The following is a 14,763-nucleotide window of genomic DNA, read 5'->3' as shown; positions in this document are numbered from 1 at the left end:
CTGTTCGGCGCTCTAACTCCTGGGCCTTGTCGGTGGTGGCGCGCCGGTGCGGCCCTGCGCCTGGACGCGCGGTCCACGGCGCTGAAGTGATGACGGCGTGGTGCCGAACATCCGCCGGAAGGTGCGCGTCAGGTGCGCCGCATCCGAGAAGCCGGCCGCGTGGGCGGCGTCACCCAGGGTGCGGCCCGCGGCGATGGCGCCCGCGGCCCGCTGGAGCCGGAGCCACAGGAGATAGGGCCGCAGCGGCACACCGACGGATTCGGTGAACGTGTGCATCAGCCTGCCGGGCGAGAGGCCCGCGACCTGGGCCAGGGCTTCGAGCGAGGTGTCTTCCGGCGCGGCCTCCGCGCGCAGGTGGCGCAGCAGCTTGCGCACGCGCGGGTGGAGGTGACGGGGAGCTCCGGGCGTCCCGGAGAGGGCCGCCAGCGTGGACTCCATCCATCCGCCGACCGCTTCGTGCGTCAGTGCTCCCGCCGTGGGCAGCCCGCCGAGGAGGGCATCGCGCTGCGTCGTGTCGAACAGCCGTATCGGCCCGTCGAGCGCGGCCTGGAGTCGCGCGCCGTCGTCGCTCTCGGGCTCGATGAAGAGGATGATGATTTCGCTGTCGCGCGCGTCGAGCGCATGGGGAAGGTCCGGGCCCACGAGCACGCCGGCTGCCTGCTCGGCCGTCTTCACGCCCTGCGCGCGGACGGACAGGACGCCCTGCCGGCACAGCACCAGGTGCATGGCGTGGTGGGCGTGCTTCGTCGTCGCGTCGCCGGGGCCCCACATCGCCAATGCGGTGGGCCACACCACCAGCGGCATGTCCGGCCACGGCGCCTGGGGCGCCAGTTCTGGAGGGCGGGCGAGGAGCATCCGGAAGATGGGTTGTAGCAGCAGTCCGGTGGGCTTGATGGCACTTGGGGACAGTGGGTGGGCCATCTTTGGCGCGCGAGGCGGCACCTGGGGCAGTCTCGCGTGAAGGCGCGGCCATGGGCACTTCCTCCGCGGGGATGCCGCGTCGGTGTCCGCGAGGCTCGGGCGATCCACGCCGGGCAGCGGGAGGGGGCGTCAATGCACGGCGGGAGGCGACCGCTCACCCCCGGACCGCGACGGCTGGGCGTCGCGTCGCTTGTGGGGAATGGGCCGAGTAGTCGACACTCGGCGCTTCATGGCTGCCAGTGAAGAACGCCGCTTCCAGGCCCTGGTGCTCGCGCCCATCCGGCGCGTGCAGCGGCGCCTCAACGCGGTGGCATGGGCGGAGGCCGGCATCGTCCCGATGTGGGCCACCGCCACGGCCTGCGTGCTGACCCGGCTCCTCCTGCGCGGCGCCTTCGTCTGGGCCCTGCCGCCGGTGCTGGCGCTGGGGCTGGGCGCGTGGTTCTGGCGCGCGCGTTCCCGGCGGGTGTCGTTGGAGCAGGCGGCGGTGCTCGCGGACCGGTCGGCGAACGCGGGCGGGCTGCTGCTCACCCGGCTGGAGCGCCAGGTGGGGGAGTGGGAGCTGGCCGTCAATCAGCTCGCAAGTGGGGTGAAGCCTCCCGACGTGAAGTGGCGACGCCCGGCCGCCGCGCTCGCGGGCGCGGTGCTGTTCGCGGTGGCGGGCTTCCTGTTGCCCCTGTCCGCGCCACGAGGCCGCGCCGTGAATGCCGCCGCCGCGGCGAAGGTGGCCGCGGTCCAGGCGCGGGCGGAGGCGCTCGCCAAGGAAGAGGTGCTGGAGGAGGCCGTCGAGGACGAGCTGCGGCGCCTGGCCGAGGAAGTCGCCGATGGCCGCTTCGACGCTGGAGACTGGGAGGCCGCCGACGCGCTGGAGAAGCGGCTGTCCGAGCAGGCCGCGGAGGCCGCCGCGCAGCTGGCCCAGGCCGCGGAGGCCGCGCGGGCGTTGGAGGATGCGCTGGGCGCCGCGGGAGGCGCCGAGGCCGTCACGCGTGAGCGCGAGGCGTTGGAGCAGGCGCTGATGGCGCTGGAAGGCGGCAAGGAGGGCGGCGCGTCCGACGACGCGGATGGAATGGGGGAGAACGGGACGCCGCACGCGTCCGAGAACGGCGAAGCGGCACAGGCGGAGGCCGCGCGCGCGTCCGGCCAGGGAACGGAGGGCGCCGAGGGACAGCAGGGCACGGAAGGTTCGCAAAGTGCTCGCTCCGGTGAAGCGCAGGCCGCTGCCCGCGCGCGGGCCTCCGGTTCACCGGACCAGATTGCCAGCCTGCGCGAGGCGCTGGAGCGCAGGCGTCAGTCGCTGGAGAACCGCTTCGATTCGAACGGCCGCAACGGCTCCGAGTCGCAGGCCCGTCGCCAGAGCCGTGGTGGCCAGCGCTCGGGACAGGGGCGCCAGGGGCAGTCGGGGCGCGGCGGCGAGGGCGAGGGGCAATCCGGCGAGGGCGAGGGGCAATCCGGCGCGGGCGAGGGGCAATCCGGCGCGGGCGAGGGGCAATCCGGCGCGGGCCAGCAGGGGCATGCGAGCCGGGGCGTGCAGCGCGGCGCGGGTGCGTCACGCGGCGGCGGAAGCCAACCGCTCGTCTTTGGCGACGAGGCGGAGATGGACCCGGAGCGGCTCGCGTTCGAGCCGCTGCCTCCCGGACAAGGGGGCGACGAGGGCGAGGAGCTCTGGGGGCTCCGGGCCGCGGACCCTCGGCGGCGCGCGGGCCCGGCCGGGCCTGGCGGCGCGCAGGGCACGCAGGCGCGGGGCGATGCGACGGCGGGGCCCGGTGCGGCGCCGCTGCTTCCCCGCAACCGGGACATGGTGAGGCGGTACTTTGGTGGCGAGTCGTCTGGAAGGGGGCAATGACGTGGCAGCAGAGCTTCTCAGTCCCGCCGAGGCACAGGGAGCGGCGGAGGTGGCGGCCCGGCTCAAGGACGAGCTGAACACCGTCATGCTGGACCAGGAATCCGTCGTCGAACAGGTGGTGGTGGCGGTGCTCGCGCGCGGGCACGTCCTGCTGGAGGGGCTGCCCGGTCTGGGCAAGACGGAGCTGTGCAAGGCGCTGGCGCGGCTGCTGTCGCTGCCCTTCCGCCGCATCCAGTTCACCCCCGACCTGCTGCCCGGCGACATCACCGGCACCTATGTGCTGGAAGGCGACGGCCGCCGCGACTTCGTCTTCCGCGAGGGCCCGCTCTTCGCCAGCCTGGTGCTGGCGGACGAAATCAACCGCTCCAGCCCGAAGACACAGTCCGCGCTGCTGGAGGCCATGCAGGAGCGCAGCGTCACCGTGCTGGGGCAGACGCGGCCGTTGCCGGACCCCTTCTTCGTGCTCGCCACGCAGAACCCCATCGAGCTGGAGGGCACCTATCCGCTGCCCGAGGCGCAGCTCGACCGGTTCCTCTTCCGCATCCAGGTGCCCCCCGTGGGCGCGAAGACGCTGCGCGCGCTGCTCACCACGCGCGTGCGGGGCGCGCCGCCGGAGCTGTCGCCGGTGCTGGACGCGGAGGGCCTGGGCCGCCTCTTCGCCGCCGCGGACCGCGTGCACCTGCCCGGCCCCGTGGCGGACTTCATCGGCCGGCTGGTGGAGGCCTCCGACCCACGCCAGGCGTCGGCGCCCGACGCCGTGCGCCGCTTCGTCCGGTACGGCGCCAGTCCTCGCGCGGCGCTCGCGCTCGCGGCCGCCGGGCGCGCGCTGGCCCTGCTGCGAGGCAGGCCCAACGTGGGCTTCGATGACGTGGTGGCCGCCGCGTCCTCCGCCCTCAACCACCGGCTGGTGCTCGCCTACGAGGCCTCGCTGGAGAAGGTCAGCGCGGCGGACGTGGTGCGCGCCCTGCTCCAGGCCATCCCCGAGGTGCCGCGTGCGTAGCGCGGTGCTGACCGCCAGTGTCCTGCTCTGCGCCCTGGGCGGCGCGCGGGCCTTCGCCAGGTCGCCGGCGGTAGAGGCCGCTCCCACGGGCTATGGGTACCACGCTGCCTCCGGAACCACCGATACGCGGGAGCACGGCGACCTGCGCATCACCCACCGCTCCAGCGTGCTGAAGCCGGAGCGCGGCTACACCCCGTTCGATGTCGTGCTCCAGAACTCGGGGCCCGTGCCGCTCCAGGTCCGCCTGACCTTCCAGGGGCATTCGAGCTCAGGCCCGAGAACCGCCGAGCGCACGGTGGAGGTGGCGCCGCGTCAGCGGCTCGTCACCTGGCTGTTCGTGCCAGCGGAGGTGCAAGCGGGGAGCCTCATGGCGGAGTCGCCCGGCCTGGCTTCGCTGTCGCCCCTCGCCCACGCCCCCGTCTATCTGGAGCGTTCCACGGGTGGGACGGTGTTGGTGCTGGGGACGCTCAAGGACTTCGACGACACGTCGGGGGTGCCTCGGGTGGAGGCGAGCGGCAGCCCGCTGTTCTCCGTGCGGACCGTTGAGCCGCGCGACGCGCCCAGGGAGCTGTCCGGCTACGTGGGCCACTCCGTGGTGATGGTGCCCGGGGACCTGGCTGCCGTGCCCGCGGATGTCTGGGCCGTGCTGGAGGCGTACGTCCTCACGGGAGGGCGACTCGTCCTGCCGCGGGTGTCGAGCAGCCTGACGGACCGTCTGCCGTTGCTCCCCGCGGAAGGCTCCTGGGATGTCGTGCCGTATGGCTTTGGCCGGGTGCAACTGTGTGGCGCCGCGGTCGAATGTGAACGGGTCTTGAACGCGATGCTGGGGGAGGTCATCCCGGGGCCGGTGAAGCCCGCGGGGGACGCGCCTCGGTGGGAGCGAAGCAACCTGCTCGCCGGGGGCATCGCGCCGCTGCTGGACCATGCCAACACACCCGTGGGGCGGTTCCTGCTGCTCATCTTCGCCTTCGTGCTGGCGGTGGGGCCGGGCGGGCTGATGCTGGCGCGGCGCCGGGGGCCGGTGGCGGTGCTGGTGGCGGTGCCCCTGGTGTCGGTCATCACCTGTGTGGCGCTCGTGACCTGGTCGGTGCTCGTGGATGGCTTCGCCGTGCACGCCGCGCGCTACAGCCTCACATGGCTGGACTCGGAGCGCTCCCGCGCGGTGACGCTCGGCGTCTCCGCCTGGTACGCCAACGTGTCCGCGGGGCCGGTGCGCTTCCCGGCGACGAGCGCGCTGCTGGCACCGGACAACGCCGACGAGATGCTGGCGGACCTGGACTGGACGCATGGCCTGACGGTGACGCATGGCTTCCTGCCGCCACGGACCTACCGTGAGTGGGGGGAGGTGGCCGTGCTGCCTTCTCGCGCCCGGCTCGTCGTCCGGGAGGAAGGCGGCATCGTCCGCATCCAGAACGCGCTGGGGTCGCGACTGGAGAAGGGCTACGTCCGGGTGAACAGCCAGACCTACGCGTTGCCCGCGCTGGAGGATGGCGCGGAAGGAGCCCTGGGCGAGCCGCTGCCCGCGAGCGAGACGCCGGTGAGCCAGGTGTTGTCCGGCGTGGAGGGACAGTCGCTCGCCGCGGGACGTCTGGCGGCGGGCGAGGAGCACTTCCGCGCTCCGCTTCCGGAGGGCGGCTTCATCGCGCGGCTGGGGGGCTTGGGACTGACGCCTTCGTCCGCCGTTGACGTGGAGCTGGAGGCCGGCATCCACCTGGTGCGAGGCCAGTCGGAAGCGGGGCGGCCATGAGCCTGCTGGAGGTGAAGGGACTGCGGCGCGACTACGGGCCGCTGCGCGCGGTGGATGGCGTGTCGTTCTCCCTGGAGGCCGGCAGCATCCTGGGCTTCATCGGGCCCAACGGCGCGGGCAAGAGCACCACGCTGCGCATCCTGGCCACGCTGGACGTGCCCACGGCGGGCGAGGTGCTGCTGGACGGGCACTCGCTGGTGGATGCGCCGGACCGGGCGCGTCCGCTCATCGGCTACATGCCGGACCGGTACGGCACCTACGACGACGTCACCGTCTTCGAGTTTCTGGACTTCTTCGCGCGCGCCTATGGCCTGAAGGGCGCGGCGCGCCGGCAGCGCGTGGAGTCGGTGATGGAGTTCACCGGGCTCACCCCCCTGGCGGACCGGCTCACCACCACGCTGTCCAAGGGCATGCGGCAGCGCGTGGCGCTGGGGCGCACGCTGCTGCACGACCCGTCGCTGCTGCTGCTGGACGAGCCCGCGGACGGGTTGGACCCGCGCGCCCGCATCGAGCTGCGCGAGCTGCTGCGCGCCCTGGCGGACCAGGGCAAGGCGGTCATCATCTCCAGCCACATCCTCACGGAGTTGGCGGAGATTTGCGACACCTGCGCCATCATCGAGCAGGGGCGGCTGCTGGCCACCGGGAAGGTGGCGGACCTGCTCCAGCAGCAGGAGGCGGGCGCGGCGGTGACGCCCGAGTTGACGGTGCGGCTGGCCGTGGGCGACGCGGGCAACGCCGTCTGGGAGCGCGCGGAGCGGCTGCTCCTGGAGCAGCCGCGCGTGAAGCGTGTGGCGCGGGAGGGGGAGTCGCTGCGCGTGCGCCTGGAGCTGGAGGCGGGCGCGGGCCCCGCGCGGGTGGACGCGGCGGCGGCGGCGGTGCTGGCGGCGCTGGTGTCCGCGGGGCTCCCCGTGTGTGCCTTCAGCGCGCGGGAGCGGAACCTCGAGGATGCCTTCATGACGGTGACGAAGGGGAGGGTGGCGTGAGCGCGCCCGTGGATACGGCGATGAGCCCTCCGGCCCAGGAGCCGACGGCTTCGGGGGGCGCCCGGGTCGCGGGCGCGGAGCCCTGGTCTCAGCGGTGGGGGGACCGGCTCAACCCGTTGGTGGTGAAGGAGCTCCGCCAGGGACTGCGCACGCGCGTCTTCTGGGTGTGCTTCGGGTTGATGCTGCTGGCGTGCCTGGCGGTGGCGCTGGTGGCCTACGTGGAGACGCGCGAGGGCGCCTACTCGCGACGCGGTCAGGGCTACTTCTTCGCCTTCTTCATCTGCCTGGGGGTCGCGCACTTCTTCGTCATCCCGTACAGCGCCTACCGCTCGTTGGCGCGTGAGCGCGAGGACGAGACGTGGGTGTTGCTGGTGCTCACCGGCCTGGGGCCGCGCCGCATCCTCCGGGGCAAGGTGGCGTCGTTCCTGGTGCAGGCGGCCCTGTATGCCTCCGCGGCGGGGCCCTTCCTCCTCTTCAGCTACTTCCTCAATGGCATCGCGCTGCCCACGATTCTGGTGGTGCTGGCGCTGGGCGGCGCGTGGCTCGTGTTCCTCACGGTGGCCAGCGTGTGCGCGGCGACGCTGGCCGATGGCCGCATGGGGCGCGCCTTCGTCCACTTCGGCTTGCTGGGCGCGCTGGGCATGGCGCTGTTGCAGGGGCTGGGCGCGGCCTTCGCGATATCGGAGATGGGCGACCGGTTCCTGCGTGACTCGGACTTCCTCTATCTGGTGGGCTTCGCGTTGCTGCTGATGCTCATGGACGGCTGGCTGCTCTTCGAGGCCGCCGCATCCCGGCTGTCCCTGCCCACGGAGGACTACACGCGGGGGCCGCGTCGCGCGGTGGGGGTGCAGGTGCTGGTGGGCATGCTCGCCGGAATCGCCATCTGGTGGCTGACGGGGCGTGCGCACAAGGTGCCGGAGATGTTCGCGCTGCTGGGCGGCGTCCACTTGATTGGCGTGGGCATGTTCGTGGTGGCGGACGTGGATGGACAGGCGCGCCCGCTGCGCGCGGCCACCCGGCCCTGGTCCGTGCTGCGGCCCGGCGCGCTGCGGGGCTTCCGCTGGATGGTGTTCCTGCTGGGCGCCTGGGGCGCGCTGTTCTGGGGCTTGCAGGTGGGGTCCTCGGACCTGCCGCTGAAGGGCACGTCCCTGCGGATGGCCACCCTGGCGCTGCCGGCGTACGGCGTGCTCTTCCTGTCGCTGGCGGTGTGGCTGGGGCGGAAGGTGCGCCCGGACCGGCTGGCCACGCCCGCGGCGGTGCGGTTGATGTTCGTGGCCTCCGTGGCGCTGGCCTCGGCGCTGCCCCCATTGGTGGCGGTGTTGATGGGGTTCGATGGGGATGACCCTGTCCTCAACCTCTTCAACCCCGTGGTGGGCATCGCGAACTTCGCGACGTACGACTACGGGGCGTCCGGGCCGAAGATGTCCTGGGACTTGCTGGGCGCCGTCGTGGGGCTGGCGCTGGTGGCCGCCTTCGGGACGGACCGGATGCTCGTGGAGCGTGAGCGGCGGGCCCACGCGTCGTGAGCGAGCGGATGGACGCATCCGCCGTCGCGCGGCTGGTTCCGGGGCTGGCCCTGGCGCTGCCCAGGGGGCCTCACCGGGGCCTCTTGGGCGAGGTCCGCGCCACGTCCGCGGGCAGCGCGCTGGAGCTGCATGACTTCCGCGCGTACCAGCCCGGAGATGACCTGCGGCAGGTGGACTGGAACGCGGTGGCGCGCACGGGCGAGCTCGTGCTGCGCATCCGCCAGGACGAGGTGTCGCCGCGCGTGGAGGTGGTGCTGGATGGCTCGCGCTCCATGGCGCTGTCTCCCCGCAAGGCCGCGTGCGCGCGGGAGGTGGCGCTGCTGACGGCGGAGGTGGCGGCGCGGCAGGGGCTGACGCCCACGTTGATGGTGGCCGGTGCCCGGCCGGAGCGTGCTCAGGGGCAGGCGTGCCGGGCGGCCCTGGACGCGGCGGACTTCGACGCGCGGGATGGGCTGCCGGAGTCGCTGGGGCGCCTGCCGCCGCTGCGGCCGTGTGGGCTGCGCGTGGTGGTGAGTGACTTCCTCTTCGAGGCGGACCTGCCGGCGCTGTGCGCGCGGCTGGCGCGGGGCGCGTCCGGGCTCTTCCTGGCGCAGGTGCTGGACGCCGAGGACCTGGACCCCGCGGGTGGGGAGGGAGCCCGGCTGGTGGACTCGGAGAGCGGCGCGGCGCTGGAGGAGTTGCTGACGGACGAGGTGCTGGCCACGTACACGCGCCGCTTCGCGGAGCACCAGCGCGGCTTGAGGGGCGCGGCCTTGCGTGCTCGCGGAGCGCTGCTCACCGCGCGGGCACAGGATGGGCTGGGCGCGTTGGTCTCGGGGCCGCTGCGGCCCCTGTTCCTCGCGGCGGGGGCGTCATGAGGGGACGCCGGGTGGATGACGTTGCCTCGCGCCTGGGGCGTGCCGTGGGCGGTGACGCGTGAGCTTCGGCTTCCCGTGGGGGCTGCTGGCGCTGGGCGCGCTCGTGCCGCTGGTGGCGGCGTACTTCCTGCGGCGCCGGCAGAAGCCGGTGGTGGTGAGCGCGCTCTTCCTGTGGCGCAGGCCCAGTCCCCGCGCCGAGGCGGGGCCTCGCTGGGAGCGCTTCACGCGGGAGGCCTCGCTGCTGCTGGAGGTGCTGGCGGTGGTGGCCGCCGCGCTCTTCCTGGCGGACGTGCGGTGGGGGGAGGCCGCGCGGGCCCGGCACCTGGTGCTGGTGGTGGACGGGAGCCTGTCCATGTCGGCGCGCGGGCCGGACGGCGTGACGGTGCTGGAGCAGGTGCGGCGCGAGGCGGCGGCGCGCGTGGAGTCGGAGGAGGCCACGCAGGTGACGCTGCTGGCCAGTGGTGGCACGCCGCGCATGCTCGCGGGCCCGGAGGCGGAGCCCTCCCGGGCGCTGGCCGCGCTGGAGTCCTTCCAGGCGCAGGGCGCGGACCATGACCCGATGCCCACGCTCATCTGGGCGCAGGAGTTGGCGGGGGCGGGGCGGCGCGTGGCCTTCTTCACGGACGTTCCACCGGAGAACGCGGCCCTGGTGCCCGCGGCCGTGCGGTGGACGGCGCTGGGGACCGCCCGAGGCAACGTGGCGCTGGTCTCCGCGCAGCGGCGCGATGATGGGCCCACGGCCACGGTGACGCTCCGGGTGGCGCGTTTCGGGGAGGGGCCGGGGGAGGTGGACGTTCGGGTTCGCGCGTTGCCAGGGCCCGGTGCGAAGGCCGGCGCGGAGCGGGTGGAGCGCGTGCGCCTTCCGGAGGAGGGCACCGCGACGGTCCGGCTGACGTTCCAGGGAGCGGGCGAGGTGGAGGTGACGCTTCCGGACGACGCGTTGCCCGAGGACGGCCAGGTGCGGCTGCCGCCCGCGCCCACGCGGCCCATCGCGGTGGCGTTGGCGCAGGGCTTGGGGGCTCCCGAGCAGACCGCGCTGGAGCGGTTCCTCGCGGTGTCGCCGGAGGTGGCGCGCGGCGCGGAGGACGTGGTGTTGGTGCTGGGGCCTCCGGGGACGGATGCGCGGGTGACGGTGGGGGCGGGCGGCGCGCCGCGCACGTTCGTGGGGCCGTTCTTCTCCGAGAAGGGGCACCCGCTGCTGGATGACGTGCAGCTTTCGGGCGTGCGGTGGACGGCGGGGGACAATCCGCCGGGAAAGCCGCTGGTGAGCGCGGGGGACGCGGTGCTGGTGTCCGAGGAGGCGGATGGCCGGGTTCACGTCAACGTGGACCTGTCGCGCTCGAACGTGCAGCGGGTGTCCGCGTGGCCGGTGCTGCTGAGCAACCTGGTGCGCGAGGCCCGGCGCACGCGGGAGGGGTTTCCTCGGAGGCAGTTGATGCTGGGTGAGCCGCTGCCGGTGGTGACGCTCGCGGGTGCGCGTTACGCGCTCGTGGGACCGGGGGGGAGCCGGCCGGTGTTTGGCGCGGGCGAGGTGACGCTGTCTCCCCCCACCGGGCCTGGGGCCTATTCGCTGGAGCGCGACGGCGACGTGGTGGACACGGCGCAGGTGCTGGCGCTGGATGCCCGGGAGTCGGACCTGCGGACGCGCGGACGCGCGGAGGTGCCGGCACGCGAGGCGGGGGAAGACGACGCGGGAGGCAACGCGCCGGGCCGGGCCCGATGGCCCCTGGTCCTGCTGCTCGCCGCGTTGGTGGCGGACTTCTACCTCACGCGGCGGGAGCCGCCGGGCGCCTCCGGGACGGGGGCGCCTGGCACTGGGGGCGTGTCATGAAAGTGTCGGAGTCGCGAATCCCGGACCGTTGCGCCAACGGGACGACAGGTGCCTCGAACTTCAGGTCCTTCAGTCGCTCCCGCTTCATGGCGTCATGGCTGCTCATCGGTGGTGCCTGGATTGCCGCATGCTCCAGTCCAAACCCGAATGTGCGGGCCCGTCGGTTGCCCACTGGCGGAATCGCGGTGAAGGGGCCTATGGCAGGGCCATTCGAGACTGAGCAGGAGCTTGCGCAGAACGCATGCTCCATCATGACGAGCCAGCCCGGCGCATCCGCGGGGATGTACGGAACGGAGTACTGCGCGCTCGGGTACTACTCAGGCCAGGGAAAGGGCTACTTCCTGAGCTACCTGTCCGAGTTGAAGTCACGCTTGGACAGTGGAAGGAAGAGCTGCCTGATTCCATCGGCGCTTGACGATGAAGCGCATGGTGATGCGGTGGTCTTCTGGGCGCCGCACACGCATCCGCACAATCGAGAGTTCTCGCGAGTCGACCTCAAGACGCACCTGCGCTGGCTGCCGACGCGCGTGGCGGAGAAGGGCACAGGGAGGACCTTCCCTAGGTCCATCGTGCTCCTCTACCGGGAGAAGACGGGCGAGTGCCGGGTGTATCGGTACGAGCTACCGTCAAAAGGTGTCTTCGCGCTCCGCGACGGAGCGTGGGTACCGATTGGCCGGGTCTACGATGACGAAGGGAACGTCGAGATGCTGGACGGGATGGGGTGGCTGCCATGAGGTGCTGTCACGATGGGGGAGCCTCCCTGCGGTGGGCGTTGGCCTGTGTCCCACTCCTCGGCCTCTGCGGCTGTTCCACGCTGGGCATCTACCGATTCGACAAGCCGGAGAGAGCGCCTGCGAATGAATCGGTGACGATTCCGAGCCAGATGGAGGGCGGCGTGGCGCTGACCGGCCCCATGATGGCGGCCCTCAAGGCGGCCATGGATGATTTTCGCCCACCCTGGGTGACGCCAGAGAAGCAGGAGCACTTGGAGGAGAAGTGCCTAGCGGATTGGCGGTACATCGACGCTCGCGTGGTTCAGGCGAATGACGACCTGTTCTATGTGACGTTCTCTCCCAACCTGAGTGCATGTGGCCCAGGCCTTGTTCTTCTCGACGGTGGCGTCGTCTACGCTATCGATGGGAAGGGCCGCATCCTCGCGGAAGGAGAGTGACGGGCGCATGACCTTCTCCCTCCCGCAGGCGTGGGTGCTGCTGCTGCCGCTGGGCCTCTTCCTCTGGAAGTACGGCCGCCGGCCCGGCCCGCCCATGTGGCTGCGCGCCGCGCTGCTGGTGCTCGTCGTCGGCGCGCTCTCGGGCCCCGAGCTGCGGCTGGCCGACGCGGGCAGTGACGTCGTCGTGGTGGTGGACCGCTCCGCGTCCATGCCTCGCGACGTGGACCGCACGGCCCAGGAGCTCGTCACCCTGCTGGAGTCGCAGCGCCGTCCCGGGGACCGTGTGGGCGTCATCACCTTCGGGCGGGAAGCGCGCGTCGAGCAGCCCCTGTCCAGCCTCGGAGGCTTTGGCGGCTTCACGCGCCCCGTGGACGCGGAGGCCTCCGATTTGTCCGCCGCGTTGGACGCCGCGAGCGCCCTCATCCCCGACGAGCGCACCGGCCGCGTGTTGGTGCTGTCCGACGGCCGCGCCACGGGCGTGGATGCGCGCGGCGCCGCGCGGCGCCTGGCGGCCCGGGGCCTCGCCGTGGACTGGCGTCACCTCGCCCGTCCCGAGCCGCCGCTCGACGTGGCCGTCGTCTCCGTGGACGTCCCCGCCGCCGTCTCCGAGCGCGAGCCCTTCCAGTTCTCCGCCGTAATGCACGCCTCCGCCGCCGTCACCGGCACCGTCCGCCTGGAGCGCAACGGCCGCGTGCTCCTCCAAGGCCCCTTCGACTTCCAGCCCGGCCCCAACGTGCTTCCGCTGCGCGACCTGGTCGAGGAGCCCGGCCTGGTCCGCTACCAGCTCTCCGTGGCCGCCCCCGGCGACGGCGTGGTGGAGAACGACCGGGGCGTCGCCGTGCTGCGCGTGGAGGGCCCGCCCCGGGTGTTGCTGCTCACGAACCAGTCCCGGGGCACGCTCGCGCAGTCGCTCGCCGCTTCAGGGTTGCAGCTCGACGTGCGCCCACCGTTCCGCCTCACGCTGGATGACCTGGACGGCGTGGGCAGCGTGGTGCTGGAGAACGTGGACGCCAATGCGCTCGGCGAGCCGGGACTCAACGCGCTGGCGGCCTACGTCGAGCAGGCCGGTGGCGGGCTGGTGATGACGGGCGGACGCAACAGCTTCGGTGAAGGCGGCTTCCGTCGCTCGCCCGTGGAGCCGCTGCTCCCCGTGTCCCTGGAGATGCGCGAGGAGCAGCGCCGCGCGTCCCTGGCGCTGAGCGTGTTGATGGATGCCTCCTGCTCCATGGGGATGACCGTCCCGGATGGGCGGACGAAGATGGAGCTGGCCGCCGAGGGCGTCGTGGCCGCGCTGACGCTGCTCAACCCCAAGGACGAGGTCTCCGTGCACATGGTGGACACGGCGGCCCATGAAATCTTCCCGCTCAGTCCGGTGGAGGCGGGGTTGCCCCTGGACGCCGTCGCGCGCGGCTTCAGCGGTGGCGGCGGCATCTACGTGGGCGAGGCGCTCCGCACCGGCCGCACGGAAATCCTCCGCAGCGAGAAGTCCACGCGCCACGTCCTCCTGTTCTCCGACGCAGCGGACTCCGAGGAGCCCGAGGACTACCAGCGCACGCTGGCCCACTTGCGCGAGCAGGATGTGACGGTGTCCGTCATCGGGCTGGGCGTGCCCTCGGACCCGGACGCGGACCTGCTCCGGGAAGTGGCCCACCGGGGCGGTGGGCGCGTCTACTTCGCCGAGGACGCGATGAGCCTGCCGCGCATCTTCAGCCAGGAGACGCTCACGGTGGCGCGCGCCACCTTCGTGGATGAGCCCGCGTCGCTGGAGGGCGCGCCGGACCTGCCGCTGCTCGGCAGGCTGTCCGCGCAAGGGCTGCCCCAGGTGGGCGGCTACAACCTCACCTACCTCAAGCCCCGCGCCAACGTGGCGCTGCGCACCCTGGACACGAATGGCGCGCCCATCCTGGCGATGTGGCCGCGAGGCGCGGGGCGCACGGTGGCCTTCACCGCGGAGGTGGACGGGCCGTACACCGGCGAGCTGCGAACGTGGACCTCCCTGCGCGCGGCCCTGGAGGGGATGGTGCGCTGGACGCTGGCGGGCGCGGCGCCCGTCGGGGACGCGGTGGTGCGCACCGAGCGGCGGGGGCACCTGCTGCGCGTGACGCTGGACCTGCCTCCGGGCGAGGCGCTGCCCGGCGCGGCGCCGACGATGGTGCTCCTGCCCGGCGACGGACGCGCCGCGCCGGTGGAGCGTCCGATGCGCTGGGAGGATGAAGACCGGCTCGTCGCCGAGTACCCGCTGGAGGGCAGCGGGACGTGGCACCCGGTGGTGCGGCTGGGCGCGAAGGTGCTCCGCGCGCCGCCCGTCACGCTGCCCTACGCGCCGGAGTTCGAGCCCGGCTCCGCGAAGGCGGGGCTGGAGTTGCTGCGCGCCATCGCGGCGGTGGGAGGTGGCGTCGAGCGCTTGTCCATGACGGGCCTCTTCATGGAGGCCCCGGAGTCGCTGGGCCGCGTGGCCCTGGCGCCGTGGCTGGTGGCCCTGGCGCTGGCCCTGCTGCTGGCGGAGGTGGCCGTGCGCCGCTTCCTCTCCGCGCCACGGCTGCGTGCGTCGCGGACCCGTGAGCGCTCAGTGTCCGTCCCCGCGGCACCCGGGGCGTCCTCGGCGCCGTCGCACGCCCAGGCCACACGGACGACCCAGACGTCCGCTCCGCCCACCCACGAGGGCGACGCGGCCGTGACGCCAGCGAAGCCGGCCGAGGGGAGCGTGGACTCCGCGCTGGACGCCGCGCGAGCCCGGGCCCGTCGGCGGCTGGACCGTTGAGACGATGGCGTGAGGAGAGGTGCGGGCCGCCCCGGACAGGAAGGGGCTGGCACAGGTGAGGGCGACTGTCCGCGGTGGGTACGAGTCGCCCCGAACAAGAAGGGGGGATCGGAGATGTGGGGCGAC

Annotated in this window: 11 protein-coding genes; 10 read left to right on the top strand and 1 reads right to left on the bottom strand. The window is 73.1% G+C overall.

What is annotated here, in order from left to right; translation table 11 throughout:
* Positions 1-12: 12 nt before the first annotated feature.
* Positions 13-942, bottom strand: coding sequence for an AraC family transcriptional regulator (locus tag KGD87_RS21375; protein ID WP_284662195.1), 930 nt, complete (start codon positions 940-942; stop codon positions 13-15).
* A gap of 208 nt (positions 943-1,150) precedes the next feature.
* On the opposite strand from KGD87_RS21375, the gene KGD87_RS21370 reads away from it, so the two are divergent.
* The 10 genes from KGD87_RS21370 (at position 1,151) to KGD87_RS21325 (ending at position 14,637) form a co-directional block, all read left to right on the top strand.
* Positions 1,151-2,761 carry a hypothetical protein gene (locus KGD87_RS21370; RefSeq protein ID WP_284662194.1) on the top strand — a complete coding sequence of 537 codons (1,611 nt, stop codon included), beginning with the start codon at positions 1,151-1,153 and terminating at the stop codon, positions 2,759-2,761.
* 1 nt (position 2,762) lies between these two features.
* Positions 2,763-3,761 carry an AAA family ATPase gene (locus KGD87_RS21365; protein ID WP_284662193.1) on the top strand — a complete coding sequence of 333 codons (999 nt, stop codon included), beginning with the start codon at positions 2,763-2,765 and terminating at the stop codon, positions 3,759-3,761.
* Positions 3,754-5,508, top strand: a complete 1,755-nt coding sequence (locus KGD87_RS21360; protein WP_284662192.1) for a hypothetical protein — start codon at positions 3,754-3,756, stop codon at positions 5,506-5,508. The genes KGD87_RS21365 and KGD87_RS21360 overlap by 8 nt, the downstream gene beginning before the upstream one ends.
* Positions 5,505-6,491 (top strand): ABC transporter ATP-binding protein, encoded by a 987-nt coding sequence (locus KGD87_RS21355; RefSeq protein WP_284662191.1) that lies wholly within the window; start codon positions 5,505-5,507, stop codon positions 6,489-6,491. The genes KGD87_RS21360 and KGD87_RS21355 overlap by 4 nt, the downstream gene beginning before the upstream one ends.
* Positions 6,488-8,017: an ABC transporter permease gene (locus tag KGD87_RS21350; RefSeq protein ID WP_284662190.1), complete on the top strand. Its 1,530-nt coding sequence runs from the start codon at positions 6,488-6,490 to the stop codon at positions 8,015-8,017. Before KGD87_RS21355 ends, KGD87_RS21350 begins: the two co-directional genes overlap by 4 nt.
* Before the next feature lie 8 nt (positions 8,018-8,025).
* A complete protein-coding gene (locus tag KGD87_RS21345) occupies positions 8,026-8,874 on the top strand; it encodes a DUF58 domain-containing protein (RefSeq protein WP_284662189.1) in 849 nt (282 codons plus the stop codon).
* Between the two features lie 58 nt (positions 8,875-8,932).
* Entirely contained in the window at positions 8,933-10,705 is a 1,773-nt protein-coding gene (locus KGD87_RS21340; RefSeq protein ID WP_284662187.1) for a vWA domain-containing protein, read from the top strand.
* Between the two features lie 251 nt (positions 10,706-10,956).
* Positions 10,957-11,439, top strand: coding sequence for a hypothetical protein (locus tag KGD87_RS21335; protein ID WP_284662186.1), 483 nt, complete (start codon positions 10,957-10,959; stop codon positions 11,437-11,439).
* 161 nt (positions 11,440-11,600) lie between these two features.
* Entirely contained in the window at positions 11,601-11,876 is a 276-nt protein-coding gene (locus KGD87_RS21330; RefSeq protein WP_284662184.1) for a hypothetical protein, read from the top strand.
* Between the two features lie 7 nt (positions 11,877-11,883).
* Positions 11,884-14,637, top strand: coding sequence for a VWA domain-containing protein (locus KGD87_RS21325; protein ID WP_284662183.1), 2,754 nt, complete (start codon positions 11,884-11,886; stop codon positions 14,635-14,637).
* Positions 14,638-14,763: the final 126 nt, after the last annotated feature.

The sequence above is a fragment of the Myxococcus sp. SDU36 genome (assembly GCF_030168875.1).
Classification (GTDB): domain Bacteria; phylum Myxococcota; class Myxococcia; order Myxococcales; family Myxococcaceae; genus Myxococcus; species Myxococcus vastator.
The sequence above is the reverse complement of the archived record's forward strand: the minus strand, read 5'-3'. Positions and strand labels throughout refer to the sequence as shown.

Excerpts from the sequence above, each read along its gene's own strand:
- KGD87_RS21325 (WP_284662183.1), top strand. The coding sequence starts at position 11,884 with ATGACCTTCTCCCTCCCGCAGGCGTGGGTGCTGCTGCTGCCGCTGGGC.
- KGD87_RS21355 (WP_284662191.1), top strand. The coding sequence starts at position 5,505 with ATGAGCCTGCTGGAGGTGAAGGGACTGCGGCGCGACTACGGGCCGCTG.
- KGD87_RS21370 (WP_284662194.1), top strand. The coding sequence starts at position 1,151 with ATGGCTGCCAGTGAAGAACGCCGCTTCCAGGCCCTGGTGCTCGCGCCC.
- KGD87_RS21345 (WP_284662189.1), top strand. The coding sequence starts at position 8,026 with ATGGACGCATCCGCCGTCGCGCGGCTGGTTCCGGGGCTGGCCCTGGCG.
- KGD87_RS21335 (WP_284662186.1), top strand. The coding sequence starts at position 10,957 with ATGACGAGCCAGCCCGGCGCATCCGCGGGGATGTACGGAACGGAGTAC.